The organism is Paractinoplanes toevensis (assembly GCF_018332695.1).
GTDB lineage: Bacteria > Actinomycetota > Actinomycetes > Mycobacteriales > Micromonosporaceae > Actinoplanes > Actinoplanes toevensis.
Genome location: NZ_BOQN01000062.1, coordinates 1 through 16,390, shown reverse-complemented (window position 1 = coordinate 16,390; position 16,390 = coordinate 1). Strand labels below are relative to the sequence as shown.

General features: G+C 66.1%; 13 protein-coding genes and 1 pseudogene. 8 read left to right on the top strand and 6 right to left on the bottom strand.

The annotated features are described in order from the left end of the window. Nucleotides 1-596: 596 nt before the first annotated feature. Entirely contained in the window at nt 597-1,205 is a 609-nt protein-coding gene (locus Ato02nite_RS23805; RefSeq protein WP_213008818.1) for an endonuclease domain-containing protein, read from the bottom strand. A gap of 457 nt (nt 1,206-1,662) precedes the next feature. Here Ato02nite_RS23805 and Ato02nite_RS23800 point away from each other — a divergent pair, with 457 nt between their 5' ends. The 4 genes from Ato02nite_RS23800 to Ato02nite_RS23785 all read left to right on the top strand — a co-directional run bounded on the left by Ato02nite_RS23800 (nt 1,663) and on the right by Ato02nite_RS23785 (nt 8,507). Then, a complete protein-coding gene (locus tag Ato02nite_RS23800) occupies nt 1,663-2,553 on the top strand; it encodes a hypothetical protein (protein ID WP_213008817.1) in 891 nt (296 codons plus the stop codon). A gap of 171 nt (nt 2,554-2,724) precedes the next feature. After that, on the top strand, nt 2,725-4,938 hold the full coding sequence (locus tag Ato02nite_RS23795) for an ATP-dependent nuclease (protein ID WP_213008816.1): 2,214 nt from the start codon (nt 2,725-2,727) through the stop codon (nt 4,936-4,938). Continuing rightward, nucleotides 4,935-6,797 carry a UvrD-helicase domain-containing protein gene (locus tag Ato02nite_RS23790; protein ID WP_213008815.1) on the top strand — a complete coding sequence of 621 codons (1,863 nt, stop codon included), beginning with the start codon at nt 4,935-4,937 and terminating at the stop codon, nt 6,795-6,797. Before Ato02nite_RS23795 ends, Ato02nite_RS23790 begins: the two co-directional genes overlap by 4 nt. A gap of 1,038 nt (nt 6,798-7,835) precedes the next feature. After that, nucleotides 7,836-8,507, top strand: a complete 672-nt coding sequence (locus Ato02nite_RS23785) for a tyrosine-type recombinase/integrase (protein WP_246607347.1) — start codon at nt 7,836-7,838, stop codon at nt 8,505-8,507. Here Ato02nite_RS23785 and Ato02nite_RS23780 read toward each other — a convergent pair. Together Ato02nite_RS23780 and Ato02nite_RS23775 are read right to left on the bottom strand one after the other, a co-directional pair. Beyond that, a complete protein-coding gene (locus Ato02nite_RS23780) occupies nt 8,446-9,537 on the bottom strand; it encodes an AfsR/SARP family transcriptional regulator (RefSeq protein WP_213008814.1) in 1,092 nt (363 codons plus the stop codon). The genes Ato02nite_RS23785 and Ato02nite_RS23780 overlap by 62 nt on opposite strands. A 173-nt stretch (nt 9,538-9,710) precedes the next feature. Beyond that, entirely contained in the window at nt 9,711-10,268 is a 558-nt protein-coding gene (locus Ato02nite_RS23775) for a TetR/AcrR family transcriptional regulator (protein ID WP_246607346.1), read from the bottom strand. A 74-nt stretch (nt 10,269-10,342) separates the two neighbouring features. On the opposite strand from Ato02nite_RS23775, the gene Ato02nite_RS23770 reads away from it, so the two are divergent. Further along, the gene (locus Ato02nite_RS23770) at nt 10,343-11,275 is read left to right on the top strand and encodes an NADP-dependent oxidoreductase (RefSeq protein WP_213008891.1); all 933 of its coding nucleotides are present in this window, start codon (nt 10,343-10,345) and stop codon (nt 11,273-11,275) included. A 25-nt stretch (nt 11,276-11,300) separates the two neighbouring features. Here the strand turns inward: Ato02nite_RS23770 and Ato02nite_RS23765 are convergent, their stop codons facing one another. The 3 genes and pseudogenes from Ato02nite_RS23765 to Ato02nite_RS23755 form a co-directional block, all read right to left on the bottom strand. Further along, nucleotides 11,301-12,362, bottom strand: coding sequence for a cation:proton antiporter domain-containing protein (locus Ato02nite_RS23765; protein WP_213008813.1), 1,062 nt, complete (start codon nt 12,360-12,362; stop codon nt 11,301-11,303). A gap of 19 nt (nt 12,363-12,381) precedes the next feature. Beyond that, nucleotides 12,382-12,693: pseudogene (locus Ato02nite_RS53050) on the bottom strand (TetR-like C-terminal domain-containing protein); the annotation flags it as partial. A 535-nt stretch (nt 12,694-13,228) separates the two neighbouring features. Continuing rightward, nucleotides 13,229-14,788: an MDR family MFS transporter gene (locus Ato02nite_RS23755; protein WP_213008812.1), complete on the bottom strand. Its 1,560-nt coding sequence runs from the start codon at nt 14,786-14,788 to the stop codon at nt 13,229-13,231. 90 nt (nt 14,789-14,878) lie between these two features. Here Ato02nite_RS23755 and Ato02nite_RS23750 point away from each other — a divergent pair, with 90 nt between their 5' ends. From Ato02nite_RS23750 to Ato02nite_RS23740, 3 genes are all read left to right on the top strand, one after another. Then, on the top strand, nt 14,879-15,484 hold the full coding sequence (locus Ato02nite_RS23750) for a TetR/AcrR family transcriptional regulator (protein ID WP_213008811.1): 606 nt from the start codon (nt 14,879-14,881) through the stop codon (nt 15,482-15,484). Between the two features lie 261 nt (nt 15,485-15,745). Then, the gene (locus tag Ato02nite_RS53045) at nt 15,746-16,051 is read left to right on the top strand and encodes a LysE family transporter (protein ID WP_213008810.1); all 306 of its coding nucleotides are present in this window, start codon (nt 15,746-15,748) and stop codon (nt 16,049-16,051) included. A 97-nt stretch (nt 16,052-16,148) separates the two neighbouring features. Next, nucleotides 16,149-16,390: hypothetical protein (locus Ato02nite_RS23740; protein WP_213008809.1), on the top strand; the 242-nt coding region annotated here is incomplete at its 3' end.

The window sequence follows — 16,390 nt, the reverse complement described above, 5'->3', positions numbered from 1 at the left end:
GACGGCCGTCTGCCAGTGCCGGCGGCACAAGGTACTGGCATTCCACGCCTGGCCGTCGGGCGCCGTGAAGACCAACTCATCAGGATGCTCGTTGTGGACGAGTACAGCGAACGAGGCGGCGGCGTCGGGGGACAGGGCGATGGTGTGCCGCGACAGCGGCGTCTTCGGCGCGCGAAGGTACCGTCGCGCCGCAAGGTGTGCTCCACAGGCACCTCCGCCGCTGTGCCCACCCGGACGGCGCTCGTGCGCAGGCCGAGCAGCTCGCCCAGGCCCATGCCGGTCGCCAGAGCCGCGACCACGAGATCATGGATCGCTGGCCCGCGATGCGAAAGCAGAACGCCGGCCTGTTCCAGGGATCCAGGTGCTCGTGGCGGGTGATGTCCCCGACCCGTAGATCGCCGAAAGCGGCGGTCACTCGGCCGCGCAGGATCCGCGGGTATTCAGCGTGTGTGGTTGATGCGACGTCCACCTTTGAGCTTGAGCCCTCCTCGATCCAATCCCGCAACAGCGGGGTAACCGGCCGCGGCAACCGCGACGGGTCGATCGCCGGGTACACCTGGCACTGGTGACCGGAACAGGCTGGGCGCTTCTGCATGTCAACGGCTCTCGTACGCTTCGAGATACTCTGCACCCTTGCGGAGGATGTCAGCCCGGTCCATCGCCCGGCCAAGCATCACATTGCAGCCGTCGCAGACCAGGCCCCGAACGCAGCTCCCGCAGGAGCCTGACCCGGAACAGCATCCATGGTCGTGGTCGACAGCGAGCCAGATACGGCCCTTCGATCCGTTCTCGACCTTGCTGCAGATGGCGCAGCCGCCGCCCTGCTGGGTCAGGCGCTCGTCGTAATCCTTGGCGGTCATCCCCATGCGACGGAGGATGTTGCATCGGTTGCAGTGGGAGCGGCCAAGGACAACCTTGCTCCCGTCCTTACGGACGTAGAAGTCTGTGAGTGGAAGCCAGTACCCGCACCGCGTGCACTGTTTTTCGTCCTTGTCATTCAACTTCGCCTGGTGGTAGGCCTTCGAGCCGCGCACGGGACGCAGCACCTCACCCCGGCGTTTCTGGGCGTAGTGAGCTCCGCAGAAATCGCCATGCAGCCGTCCCGACTCGCAGAAGTCGAGGATGCACTTCGGCCTGTTCGGATCCGTCGCGTACCAACGGACGTACTTGCCGGACGATTCCTGAGCTGCGTCAAGATCACTCACCACGCTTACGGTACGGGGCGAAATGATCTTGCCGCATCAGCCATCTAGGCGTAGATCTCGTACTTGACCTGTATCATCCGCGGTCCCGATTACTGATCGACATACTCGCGTGCACCCGCCGGCATTTGCAGCGTGGGGCCCAAACTCGCGCACATCGATCATGATTTGACACTCAGCCCTGACCGAAGGGGCCGCCGATCCGGGCTGTTCGTACGACCGGAGCCATCTAGGCGAACGCGTCGAACAGGTCCGGACCGTCCTGCTGCCCGCTCGTGCCCGACGCTCCGGGGGCGGTCAGGCCGAGCAGGACGGGGCAGTCCGAGCCAAAGCCATGATCATGCGGTCGGATCGGACGCGGGCGCCTGCAACGCGTATAGCGCCGGTAGGCGGGTGACGGGGCGGGGATCGCACTCCCATGGTTAGCGCGGGTGAGAGGCCTACCAGTAGGTTGCCCTGCGTGGATACGAGCCTCTTGGTCGGCCTGGTAGCTGGCGGGTCGGCGATTGCCGGCGTTGTGGTGACGTCCGTGGCGAACATCGCCAACGAGCGCCGCAAGATTGAGCACGACCGGAAGGTGAAAGACACCGACCGGCAGCGGGCCATTGCGGACCGTCGCCGCGCCTTCGAAATCGAGAACTTGCAGGCGGCCTACGACGGGCTGTGGCAAATGATGCGCGACTCAACGAAGACTCACCTCGAGGATCTGAAGATCGCACGTACCACCGAGCACGGCTACGGCGGAACTCTGCTGGGCTTCGACACGGACGAGAAGGAACTGGCCGTTCGAGCCCAGATCAGGAAATCGATTCGCCTGATCTTGGACGAAGACATTCGCCGGAAAGCCGACGATGCCACGTCGGCAATGACCGATGTGGTGATGCTGGGCGTGAAGGGAAAGGCGTTGAACCAAGGACCGGTCTCCGCGGCTCACGGTGAGGACATGCACAACAAGCGATCATGCTCGCCGACGACGCCATGGACGCGATCTCTGAGCGGTTGCGGCAGCTCTTCAGCGAGGACTGACCGCAGCCTTAAACGGTCTCGCGCCGTAGCAACCCCTGAATCAGAATTGACGACCCGCCGTCCCACCGATGGTCAGCATCCGAACCGATGTCGTGGCTTACCGTCGCTCGTCCCGGCGACACCATCCGTTGTGGCGCACCTTGTAAAAGTCTGCGAAACCCATCGTAAACGGCAAGCAGGAAGGACCAAAAGCCCAACGTCGCCGGGACTGAGCCACCGGCGTCCCGCACGATCGCACCTGTCAGCCAGCATCCGCCTGCCACGCGCTCCCAAGAGCCGGATCGCCCTCGCCGTTGAGTCCGTTCCCGATCACCCGAACCGGTGAACTTTTGCATTGTCTCTACGGCCGCTGTCGATGACTTCCAGCGGTCCACCTCGATGTTCAACCTTTCACCGAAGCGGGCGGTGCTAGTTCGGGAGGATGGCTAAGGGGGAGACGAGGTCTATCGTTCGATGGCTCGCGCGCTCCAGGTAGCGCGCCCTTGCGAACGGAGCGATGTTGTACATCGAGACCTTCCGGGTGAGGAACTTCCGCAGGCTGCGCGAAGTCGGGATTGATCTTGACCCGGAGACAACAGTCTTCGTCGGAGCGAACAACAGCGGAAAGACCTCGGCAGCCCAGGTCTTCAGACTGTTCCTCGGCGAGGGCAAAGGCCGCTTTCAGATCTACGACTTCACCACCGACTGCTGGGACGTCTTCGACGCTTTCGACTCCGGGTCCGGCAACCCTGACGAGCTTCCCCAGATTGAGCTGGACATCTGGCTGAACCTGAAAGACGACGACACCAACCTGCACCGGGTGATCGACCTGCTCCCTGATCTGAGCTGGAACTCAGAGCTAGTCGGGGTTCGGCTGGCCTACCGCCCCAGGAACGGCAAGCAGCTGGTCGAGAACTTCGAAGAGTGCCGCAGCAAGATCACCGCCGCCAAACTCGCCGAAGGCTCAGCGTACGAACCATGGCCCCGGTCCCTGACCGACTACCTGACGCGTGAACTACATCGTGAATACGAGATCGTCTACGCAGTCCTGGACGCCGGCCAGTGCAACAAGAACTTCGAGTTCGACGCAAGCTTCACCCCGGACTGGGTCAGCGGAGGCGAAAGCAAGCTCGGAGGCAAGCTCGACGACCTGATCAGGATCGACTTCCTCGACGCCCAGCGCCACCTGGTCGACGGGGAAAGCCGTGGCCGGGCGCAAGACCTCTCGCGCAAGCTGAGCGGCTTCTACACCCGCAACCTCGAACAGCAGGAGACTGACCTAGCGGCCATAGCCGCCATCGCGGACTCGGAACTTCGACTCAACCAGCACTTCGCGGAAGTCTTCGAGTCGACCCTGACCAAGCTTTCCGATCTTGGCTACCCGGGCTTCCAACATCCACGTCTGGTCGTAAAAGCGTCATTCAACGCACAGACCGTCCTCAGCAGTGGAGCCCGAGTCCACTACGCGATGCCCACGGGCGACGGCGCTGGCGGGACAGAGCGAACCCTACCTGACCAGTACAACGGGCTAGGTTTCAAAAACCTCATTTACATGGTCGTCGAAGTCCTCGACTTCCATCACCGGTGGATCGACGCAGACGGCGAGCGCCCACCGATCCACCTGGTATTCATCGAGGAACCCGAAGCTCATCTGCACGCCCAACTCCAGCAGGTGTTCATCCGGAAAATCCGCGAGATTCTCCCCAAAACCGATCCAGCCTTCACCACGCAGATGGTCGTCACCACCCACTCGGCGCACGTCATCTACGAGAAGTCGTTCGAGCCCATCCGGTACTTCAGACGTACCGGCCAAGACGGCAACCTCCACCACACCGACGTCAGAGACCTGATGACGTTCAAGGGCGTCACCGAAGAATCCACGCGGCACTTCCTCCGCCAGTATCTCAAGCTCACTCACTGCGACCTGTTCTTCGCTGATGCCGCAGTCCTGGTCGAGGGAAACGTCGAGCGCCTTCTCCTTCCCCTGATGATTCAGCAGGCGGCGCCTGAGCTGCAGTCGTGCCATTTGACGATCTTGGAGGTAGGTGGAGCCTTCGCTCACAAGTTCCGGGAACTCGTCGAATTCCTCGGCCTTCCGACGCTGGTCATCACCGACATCGACAGCGTCCATGGGCCCAAGACGGACGATGCCGATGGCGCATCCGAGCCCGACGACGACGGTCTTGATGATGCCGACGGGCAAACTAGCCGGGCCACATGCATGACTACGACGGACGACGCCGTCACGAGCAACGAGACGCTGGCAACCTGGATCCCACGCATCCGGTCGGTCGCCGACCTCCTCGATCTGCCAGCCAGCGATAAGTGCCCGCCGCAGCAAGAAAACCCCGGCCACGTCCGTGTTGCCTATGAGACCCGCCAACCGGTGGAGTGGAACGGCGAACGCGACACCCGAGCCGGCCGCACCTTCGAAGAGGCTTTCGCCTTGCAAAACTTGGCCTGGTGCCAAGACCTGAAGCAGGCAAACCTCGGCCTGCGCGTGCGCGATGCAGCAAAGATGACCTTGGACCAGCTTCACGAGAAGATCCACCAACGCGTCCGCAAGCTCGACAAGACCAACTTCGCCCTCGCGCTGATCACCTCCAACCCGGCAGAGTGGCTCGGGCCGCACTACATCGTCGAGGGCCTCGAGTGGCTACGCGATCAGGTGACCGCGGAAGCGTCCGAGAGTGCACAGCTGACCGAGATCCAAGCTGAGGTACGCGGATGACCAGCCGAATCGAGGCACCGGACACTCACACTGACCGTGCCCTGCGCGAGATCCTCGACCGGCGCGGAAAAACAGGATTCGTAGTCAACGCCGGGGCAGGATCAGGGAAGACAACCTCACTGGTCAAGGCGCTGGCTTACGTCGCTGGCGACCGCCGCAAGCAGCTACGTGCCCGCACCCAACAGGTCGCCTGCATCACCTACACAGAAGTTGCCGCCGCCGAGATCCACGACGACGTCCACGACGACCCGCTCGTATACGTCTCCACAATCCATGGCTTCCTGTGGGATCTAGTCGCACCGTTCCAGTCCGACATCGGAGCCTGGATAGAACGCCAACTCGCGGCCAAGCTCGCCGAAATTTCTGAGAAGATCGACAAGGCTGGAACACCCGACAAACGACGTTCCGCGGAGCAGGACCGTGACCGCTACCAACGCCAGAGTGACGGCCTGCGATCGATGCGCCGATTCACCTATGGCATCGGACCCGACTACGGCAAGGGGCAGATCGGCCACGCGGACATCCTCAAGATGGTGCCGCACATGCTGATGACCAAGCCGCTCCTGGCGAAGGTGGTCGCTTCACGATTCCCGATCATCTTTGTCGACGAGAGCCAGGACACCGAGTCAGAGGTCGTCAAGAGCCTCATCCACCTGTATCGGACCGTCCAAGGCGACTTCCTCCTAGGCTTCTTCGGCGACACCATGCAGCAGATCTATGCCACCGGCATCGGCCGGATCCCAGCAGAACCCGACTGGACCCTCATCAACAAACCAGAGAACTTCCGCTCATCGCGGCAGGTTCTCGAGGTCGTCAACCGGGTCCGGGCCGCCGGCGACGGAGACCAACAAATCCCCGGCCGGACAGACGAGGTCACCCCAGAAGGCCACGCGTACTTCTTCGTTTTGCCCGCAGACGCCGACCGCGTCACCAGCATGCACACCGTCCGCCGCTGGCTCGCGCAACGCACCTCCAACGACGCCTGGACCAGCGATGCGCCCGGCGGCGCAAAAATCCTCGTAGCCATGCACAAACTCGCCGCACGCCGACTCGGCTTCGCCGACCTACATGCCGCCTTCCATGTGCCGAAAGCCCCCGCCGCGCTGTCCGCCGGCTTCGACGAAGGCACAGCCTGGCCCATCGCGCCGTTCCTGAACGTCATCCTGCCACTGTGCGAAGCCAGCGCCGCCGCAATACCGCGGATCCTGCGCAAGCACAGCACCACGCTGCGGGACGGCATCACAGAACCGGGAGTCGCGCGTCAGCGCCTCACCGCCGCAAGTGAGGCCGTGCGGGAACTTCAAACAATAGTAGCCAAAGCTGGCGAAGGCTCAGTAGGAGATGCGCTGCGGCACACCTACAAGCACGGGCTCATCGAAGCTACTCCGCTACTTTCGCGCTACCTCGACCCCGACGGGGAACACAAAGACCAGGTAATGGGCGAAAAGACCCAGGAGGTACTGGAGAAATTCCTGGATTGCGATGTCCGCGAGCTGTACGGATACCTGCAGTACATCAGACGGGAGTCCCCCTACTCGACACAACACGGAACCAAAGGCGCCGAATTTCCCAACGTCATAGTCCTGCTTGACGACTCGGAAGGCACATTGCCCGCCCACTCCTACGACAAACTCTTAGGGCTCGCAGAGCTTTCTGATACCGATCGCCGCAACAAATCTAGCGGCAAAGACACCACCGTGGATCGGAGCCGGAGACTTTTGTATGTCTGCGTCTCACGAGCGCGAAACGAACTCGCCATCGTCCTCTACGCCACCAACGTTGACGCCGCGATCTTGTCTCTCAAGGCTGCAGGCTTGGCAGATCAGCCGCTGACCGCGGACGACCTATCAGCGACCTGACGCTAGACACCGGCGGCCTTTCGGGTTGCTGTTGCGATAGCGGCGATCAGGAATCGCCGCTATCGCAGACGGGGCTGGGCAGGGTCGGCGGGTGGCAATCTGGGTGCGCCGTTGGCATGGTCAACTCGCAGCCTTGAATTGTCACGGCGAGTCGGCGGAGTATTATCGGAACTGAAGGCAGCGTGCGGATTTGAAGCCCGCTACGGGTTGCGGGGAGGGATAGTCCTCTCATGAGCTGTCAAATGGTCGCCGCTTCTGCGGAGCCGGGGTTTTGATGACGTTCCTGATTTGCTGTTTCGGGAAGAAGCTGAATCCTCCCAAGTGTGCGGCAAGGTGCCGTCCCTCTTGAGGGCATCGTCAATTATTTGAATCCGCTGACAGGAGCCGCACTTGATTGGGCGTGGTCACATGCCTGGTCACAGGATTGATCAACTTCCCCACGACTGGTTGAAATCGGACGGCATTGCGCTGTCGGTCTGTCCGGATCTGTGTACTGATTGACACAATCTGATCTTACTTAACCAAATCGTAATGCGACTGGGGGTCAAGGGGTCGCAGGTTCAAATCCTGTCAGCCCGACTTTTGGAACGTCTTCGCAGGTCAGAGGCCTTGCGAGGGCGTTCTTTTAATTTACGCAGATTGATGTCTACCGTTCGTGGTGCCCTTTACTCGGCAACTTCATGGAACCGCGCGAAGCGCACCAGCCAACAGTGTTTGCGCAGCTCAGGCACCGGTTTCGGACCTATCCCGCAGAGACTTTTCCGGCTTGATGGACTCCTTTACTCGCCGCGCTTTCAGCTAAGGCATCGGAACGGGCATCGCTCCCCTCGATCAGTGTTTGCGCAGGTCAACCCGTGGTGTAGATCGTCCGAGTGATCGGCTTGAGGCCTCCCGGCCGCTCGGGTGACCCTTTTACTCGTGAGGCCGGGTGCAGCCCCCGGAGGGCCTCTTGGGGAGTGGCGCGAGCGCCAGTCAGCAACCCCTTGACTCGGGGACTTTCGGGTGCTGTCAGCGACCCCTTGACTCGGGAGGTGGACGTTGGACATCACGCACCTGTTGACCAGCGTGCGCGCCGAAGAGTGGACGATGCTGCTGCGGGACTGGGACCGGGCGCTGCGGGCCGGAAACCATCCGGAGACCACTCGATACAACTACGTACTCGCAGCCTGCCAACTGGCCGCCTACCTCCACGACCAAACGCCGCAGTCGGCCGGCGCCGACAACCCGACCTTGGTAGAACAGCGACAGATCGTCGCGTTCCAGGCCTGGATGATCGAGACCCGCTCGGCATCCACGGGTTTGAACAAACACAAGGCCCTGCAACAGTTCTTCCGCTGGCTGGCCGAGGAGAACGAGATCGAGCGATCGCCGATGCACGACCTCCCGCAGCCGCGAGCCGCACAGAAGCTGGTCGAGGTACTCAGCGACGCCGAGACCAAGCAGATTCTCGGTGCCTGTCAAGGCAACAGCTTCATCCAACTGCGCGACCATGCCCTGGTGCGGATGTTCTACAACACCGGCGCACGCCTCTCCGAGATCGGTGACCTGCTCGTGCCCGACGTCGATCTGGACACCAACTCCGTCGTACTGACCGGCAAGGGCGACAAACAACGCCGGGTCCGCTTCGGTACAAAGACCGCCCGAGCGCTCACCCGATACCTCCGCGCCCGTAGCCGGCGCCCTGGCCTCGCAGACCTCGAGCGGTTGTGAGCAGGATGCCCAACGCTTCGAACGGCCGCAGATGGCTGCCCTCGGCGTCGAAGCCGCGGAGGTTCAGGAACATCTGTCCGTCCGGGTAGTCGGCGGCGATGCGGTGGGCCCAGTCCACCGCCAGCGCGGTCTTGCCGATGCCGCCCATGCCGGTGAGCACGACGAGGGAGCCGCGCTCGGCCCGCAGTGCGGCCTGCACGTCGTCGTGGGGTGCGAGGGCGGCTAGGCCGAGCGGCAGCTGCGCCGGGCGGACTTCTCTCGGCTCATCCGGTTGCGCCAGCGCGGTGAGGTGTGCGGCCTGCAGCTCGACCGACGGATCGGCGCCCAGCTCGTCGGCGAGCCGCTGGCGTACCTGGTCGTAGTGCATGAGCGCCTCGGCCCGGTGCCCGGTGACGTTCAGCAGGCGGATCCGCCGCGCCTGGAGCGGCTCGTGCAGGACCGAGGCGGCCGCGTACCGGTTGATCAGTGGAAGCAGCTGGCGGGCCCGCGGGTGGCCCAGTGCGAGGTCGGCGGCGGCGACCGCTACGTCGTTGCGGGTGGCGTCGATCGCCACGAACGAGGGCGACTGGAGGACGTGCGGCGGTAGGCCGGCGAAGGGCTGGTCCCGAGCGGTCCGCAGAGCCTGTTCGAACTTGTGGGTGGCCTCCTGACTGTCGTCTCGTCGCACGGCTGCCCGCGCGGCCGTCTCGAGGTCGAAAAAGGCGGTCAGGTCGCAGGTGCGAGCGTCGGCCACGAGCCGATAGCCGTTACCGTGCGGGTGGACCCAGGCACCCACCTCCCGCTTGCCGAGGCTCGGTTCGAACATTCGGCGGATCTCGCCGATCAGGCGGTGCACCTGGTTGGTCGCGCTGGCCGAGGGGTCGTCGCCCCACAGAACGTCGACCAGGTCGGCCACGCTGACCACCGCGCCCCGGGCGGCGAGGAGGACGGCGAACACGATCTGCCGGCGCAACGGCCCGACGTCGATCTCGACGCCGGAGCGCCACAGTCGCAGCCCGCCGAAGACGAGGAGGCGGACAGGCGTCGGCATGACGTCAGACTTCCTCCTCAGGCGGCTGTGGAACAACAGCTGAGCAGCCACAAAGGCGGAACGGGAAGAGACGGGCAAGCCGCCGGGGCACATCGGGTTTGCCGCTCGGCGCGGTGGGCAGAGGCCGGCGCATCGCAGTCAGCCCGATCAGACGCCGGCGCCGCGCGGCCGGCTCACGCCCGCAGGCCGGCCCGGAGCAGCTCGGCGAGCCGGCCGATGACCTGGGCGTTCGTTGATGATGGGAGGTTGCGCAGGGCCGCGATGGCGAGCAAGCCGGCGCGTACGTCCTCAGGGCCGACGCCCTCGCGGAGCCGCCCGGCGGCGCGGGCCCGGGCGACCAGCGTGTTCATCGCCTCGACGTGCTCACGCCGCTGCTCGGCGAAAGCCCCGGCGGCCCCGCCGGGCGCCAGCAGCGCCTCGTTGAGCGCGCGGTCGTGGATCTGCCGGTCGGCGAACTCTTCGATCATGCCGGAGAGCGCCCGCCACGGGTCCGTGTCGTCGAGCGCTCGGCGCATCTGCCGCCGGCAGGCCTCGACCCGTTCCGCGAGGACCGCCGTGACCAGGTCGGTCCGGGTCGGGAAATGCCGGTAGACGGTGGCGACCCCGAGCTCGGCCCGTCGCGCGACCTCACGCACCGGCGCCTCCAGGCCGGCCGCGGCGAATGTCTCGCGGGCCGCGGTCAGGACCCGGTCACGGTTGGAACGCGCGTCGGAACGCTGCATCTGAGTCATCTCGCGCGACCCTCCTTCTCACTTCGCTCCGGGGCGGAACATCCGTTCCGTTTCCGTTCTACGGTAGGCCGATGATGTGGACAGTGCAGTACGACGAGTTCGGCGCCCCGGAGGTGCTCCACCTGGGTGAGGCGGAAACGCCGTCGACACCGGCCGGTCAGATCCGGGTGCGGGTCCGGGCGGCCGGGGTGTCACCGGTCGACGGCGCTTTGCGCTCCGGACGGACGCCGATGAGCGCGCAGCTGGTGCTGCCGCATATTCCCGGTGTGGATGCTGCCGGTGTGGTCGACGAGGTCGGTGCGGGCGTCGACGGCGTCGCGGTGGGTGACGAGGTCTTCGGTCTCGTGGACATCGCGAAGCTGGGCGGGGCCAGCGCCGAGTTCGCGCTGCTGCCGATGTGGGCCCGCAAGCCCGCCGCGATGACCTGGCCTCAGGCCGGAGCGGCCGGCACCAGCGTCGAGACCGCCACCCGTGCCCTCGACCTGCTCGACCTGAAGCCCGGGATGACCCTGCTGGTCGACGGCGCGGCCGGTGGCGTCGGGAGCGTCGTCGTGCAGCTGGCCGCGGCCCGCGGCGTCAGCGTCGTCGGCACCGCCCGCCCCGGCAACCACGATTTCGTAGCCCGGCTCGGTGCGACGCCGGTTGCGTATGGTCCCGGTCTGCCTGACCGGATCGCGCGGCTGGTGCCGACGCGGGTGGATCGGGCGCTGGACGTGGCCGGCGCCGGGTCCTTGGCGGAGCTGGTCGGGCTGACCGGCGATCCGGGCGCGGTGGTCACGCTGGCCGACTTCGGAGCGTCCGAGCACGGGGTCCGCCTGACCATGGGCGCGATCGCCGGCGAGCCCGACGGCCGCGACGGCCTCGAGGCGGCCGCGGAGTTGTTCGAGCAGGGTCGTTTCGAGGTGCCGGTGGAGGCGGTGTTCCCGTTCGCGGCGGCGGCGGACGCCCACGCGGCTCTGGAGGGCGGTTCCCGGCGGGGCAAGCTGGTGCTGGGCGACGAGCTCTGACCCGGGAGGGGTGATCGGTCGCGCGTCACTCGGCCGGCGCCGGCGCCACGGTCATCTCCTCACGGTCGAGCTCGCTCTGCAGATCAAGGAAGACAAGGTCGTCGATCTGGGCGCCGGCGTGCATCGCTGCCAGCTCGCGGCGCTCGGCCCCGAGGACCTCCAGGCGGAGCGCCGTGAGGCGCGTTCCGGGGGAAGCGAGGCGCGCGCGGAGTTCCTCCTCGATGACCATGACCGCGGAGTCCGGCGCCCGGCCGCCCGCCGGCTCGGCGCGGAGTCGCTCCAGGCTGGCGGCGATCATCCGGCGTACGGCCTCCCGCCGCTCGATGGTGTCCCGGCCGTCGTCGGGCATTCGGCCCCAGCGGATCACCGCCGGCAGCGTCAGCCCTTGCACCAGCAGGGTCGTGAGTACGACGCCGCCGGTCACGACGATGACGAGGCCCCGGTCCGGGGCGGCGGCGGGCACCGCCAGGGCGGCTGCCAGGGAAATTCCGCCGCGTACGCCGGCCCACGCGAGCGGGACACGCTGCCGCCACCCGACCCGGCGGGCGCGCTGGACGGCCCGGCGGTCCAGCAGACGCACCAGGACCGCCGACGCGTAGAGGAAGGCGAAGCGGCCACCGATCACGGCAGACCCGGCGACCGCGATCCCGGACAGCGCCTGCGGCCACGACGGAGAGCTGAGGTCCCGGGCGGCGGCGACAAGCTGTACCCTGATCCCCTCGAACAGGGCGGCGTTGAGCAGATAGGCGGTGAGGTTCCAGAACGAGTGGGCACGCAGCCGGGTCGCCGCGGAGATGTGCGGGGGTGCGAACCGGGCGAGGGCGAGCCCGCACACGACGACGGCCAGGGTGCCCGAGGCGTGCACGGCGTGCGCGGGCAGGAACGCAGCGAACGGTGTCAGCACGCTGAGCGTGTTCTCCAGCGTCGGATCGTCGATTCTCTTGCGGACGAACAACACGACGGTCGCGGTGGCGGCGCCCGCGAGGATGCCACCGGCGAACGAGAGCAGCAACTCCACCCCGGTCGCGCCGACCGACGGGTGGCCGCTCGACGCGATGGCGGCGCTGACCGCGGTGCCATACAGCACTAGCTAGGACATTCTCGACGACGCTCCGGACGAACGCGGTGTCGAGAGGCTCCCGGGAAAACCAGCGACGGTAGAACAGCGGGCCGGCGACGGCGGCGGTCACATCGACCGGTTCCTGGCCGGCCGGGAGTTCGCCGCGGGCCCGCGCGCGTTCGGTCACCACACCGAACGGAGCTAGCAACCGGGCATGCAGATCCGCCTGAAGCCCGGCCAACTCGGGCTCACGTTCGGCAGCGTCCACGATGGAGGGCAAGACCGTCGCCCAGCGCGCACTGCGTAGCTGCTCGGCCAGTTCCTCGGTCAACGCGGTGAGATCGCCGTCGAAGCTGCCGGTGTCCGGAACCGCGGGGGCCGACCCGCCCGCCGGGGCTCGACGCGGGAGAACCGGTCCGCGAACGAGTCGATCACCAGATCACTGATCTGCTGCCAGCTGCCGTACTATGAGAGGTAATCGGTGCGCTCGAACGGCGTCCAGCGACTTCCGGTACCGTTCCTCCCAGAGCAGCGTACCCCATCTCGCGGCGTAGGCCCGAGCGACAGCTGGGCCACTGACAGGCGGACGCTGGTGGCTGCAGCGCCGTCTTCCTGGGTGGCGATCCGGACGACGATAACGAGCTCTATTTTGACCTGTATCTGGAGAAGACCAAGGCGAGCGAAGTCAACGAGGTCAATCTGGGCTGGCGCCCGAAAGCCGGGGAACTGCTCTGGAATCCGGACCTTCAGCAGCCGAAACGCTCCGAGAACGGTTCCTGGAACGTTCTGCTACTGCCCGGACCCTCGCACCGCCGAATCCGTTGTGCCTTCTGCATCAACCTGCATCAACGGCGGGGCCGGGGGCTCGGCGCGAGCAAGCCCCCGGCCCCGGCTCAGTGCGCGTTGGCCGGCGCCTGCCCGGTCGGGATCTCGGCCTTCGGCGCATCGGCGAAGCCGCGCAGCGGGACGTGCTCGATGAACAGCGCGACCACGATGCCGACCGCCGCAACGATCGCGCCGAGGATGAAGGCGGCCTGGATGCCGTCGCTCACGCCGAGCTGGAAGGCGTGCCGGATCGGCTCGGGCAGGGCCCGCAGCATGGCCGGGGTCATCGCCGCGGCCGAACCGCTGCCGGTCGCCCGGGACGCCGCGACGCCGGCGTTCTCGGTGAAGGTGTCTAGCAGCCGGTTGATGTAGAGCGTGCTCAGCAACGAGACGCCGAGCGAGCCGCCCATGTTGCGCACGAAGGTGGCCGCGCCGGTCGCCGCGCCGATCGCGTTGATCGGGGAGCTGTTCTGCGCGATCAGCATGGTGGTCTGCATCAGGCAGCCCATGCCGACGCCGAGCACGACCATGAACAGGCCGGTCATGAATCGCGAAGTGCCGACGTCCATGGTGGCGAACAGCGCCAGGCCGCCGGTCATCAGCACGGTGCCGACGATCAGGAGCGCCCGGTAGTGCCCGGTGCGGGTGATCAGCTGACCGCCGACCAGCGAGACGGCCATCGCGGCGAGCATCATCGGCATCAGCAGCAGGCCGCTGTTGGTGGCCGAGGCGCCCTGCACGTACTGCTGGAACTGCGGGAGCAGGGTGATGCCGCCGAACATCGCGAAGCCGACGATCAGGCTGAGCGCGCCGGCCAGCACGAAGTTGCGGTTCGCGAACACCGACAGCGGCATGATCGGCTCGGCGGCGCGCCGCTCGACCACGATGAACGCGGCCAGACCGGCGACGGTGACCGTGGCCAGGCCGAGGATCTGCGGGGAGGCCCAGGCGTACTCGGTGCCGCCCCAGGTGGTGATCAGCACGAGCGCAGTGATCCAGACGCTGAGCAGGGCCGCGCCGAGCCAGTCGATGGTCACCTTCCCGGCGCCGCGCGGCAGCTTGGCCAGCACGAACCAGCAGACCGCGAGCGCGACCACGCCGAGCGGCAGGTTGACGTAGAACGCCCAGCGCCAGTCCAGGTTGTCGGTGATGAAGCCGCCGACCAGCGGGCCGCCGATCAACGCGACCGGCATGACGGCCATCGTCACGCCCTGGTACTTGCCGCGCTCGCGCGGCGGGATGATGTCGGCCAGCACCGCCATGACGCCGACCATCAGGCCACCGGCGCCGAGGCCCTGCAGGGCGCGGAAGGCGATCAGCTCGCCCATGTTCTGCGACATGCCGCAGAGGGCCGAGCCGACCAGGAAGACCGCGATCGAGCTGAGGAAGGTGATCCGGCGGCCGAGCAGGTCACCGAGCTTGCCCCAGATCGGGGTGGCGACGGTGGAGGCGAGCACGTAGCCGGTGGTCACCCAGCCCAGGCGGTTCAGGCCGTGCAGTTCGCCGACGATCGTGGGCAGCGCGGGCGCCACGATCATGTTGTCGAGCATGGCGAGCAGCATCGCGATCACGAGACCGCTCATGGTGATAATGATTTCGCGATGAGTGAAGCGGGCGGGTTGGGTCACGGCGAGTTCCTTCGGTAGTCTTACTTACCGGCCGGTTAAGACCCTAACTTGCCGACCGGTAAGTTGGCAACGAGGAAGGACTGGGCAGCGATGGCAGCGGCAGGCCAGCGGCGGGGCGCCGACACGAAGGCAGAGATCCGCAAGGTGGCCATCGAACTGTTCACCGAGCGCGGCTACGAGGCCACCTCCCTGCGCGAGATCGCCGAGCGGCTGGGCATCACCAAGGCCGCGCTCTATTACCACTACAGCAGCAAGGAGAGCATCGTCCGGTCCATCTTCGAGGCCCACCTCGAGGCGCTGGACGAGCTCACCGCCTGGGCCCGCGAGCAGCCGCCCGGCCCGGAGCTACGCGCCCGCGCCGTCGACCGGATGGTCGACCTCGGCAGCGGCATCGGCAGCGGCATCGGCAGCGGCATGGCCGTGATGAGGTTCGCGATGGCCAACCAGCACGTGATCCGCGAGCTGCACGACGAGAAGGGCCGGGAGAACGTGTTCGGCAAGATGACCGAGCTGTTCGACATCCTGACCGGCCCGGACGCCCCGATCGCCGAGGTGCTGCGGGTCCGGGCCGCGCTGCTCAGCGTCAACCTGGTGCTGATGTCCTCGCGTGGCCTTGACGCCTCCGAGGCCGAGATCACCGCCGCCGCCCGCGACATCGCCCACACCCTGATCGGCAGCGGAAAACCCGCGGCGTGACCGGGCCGGACCGCTGCTAGCCTCCGGGCCATGTCGATCAAGGCCCAATTGCGGGCAAGGGTCGAGCCGTTCGGCACGGTCGGTCGCTGAACTCACATCGTTCCACTTCACCCACGAACCGGGACGTGATTCGACAACCGGTCAGGAAGTAGATTCCGAGTCATCCGGTCGGTCGGCGTCATTCCGGACCGAGCAGCGACGACGACGCACGCCTGTCCCGACAGTCCCGATGGGGCTGCGGGCGCGCGTCAGTGTGTCCGCGTGAAACGGAACGATTCTCATGATGGCGATCGTGGCAGCGCTGACGCTTTATCTGGTCAATGCGCTGAGCCCGGTCCGAACATGGTTCTCATCCTGCAAGCGGCGTTGGCCCGAGGACGCAGCGAGGCCGTCGCCGTCTCGCTGGGCGTGACGAGCGGCTCCGTTCTTCTGGCGCTGACGGCGTCGACGGGGCTACAAGCGGTCCTTTTCGGACGCAAAAGCGCGCGAAGCATGGACCGAAGCCGTCGCCACGAGACTCACGGTCATCGCCGAGGGGCACTAGCGGGAGTTTCCGACTTTTCATGATCGACTTTGGTGTCTGGGCTGTTCAGGGTGGGTGCTGCGGGGTGGGTGGTGTATTACCCATGCTGGGTGGTGGTGCTGGTCAGCGGGTTGGGGCGTAGTGGTCGAGGCCGAACAGGTCGAACAGGGTTTGTTGGGTGTTGGTCATGTCGGTGAGGATGCGTTGGGCGCGGGGGCGGCCTTTGCCGCCGTCGTGGTGCAGCAGGATGGTTTCGCCGATGCCGGCGAGTGGTCGAGGAGTTCACGCACGGACATCTTTAGGCCGGCTTGGTGGGCGTGGCGGCGCATCAGGTGTGCGGTGGCCAGGGCGAGTACGCAGGTTGACCTTCCCCCCGTAGCCCG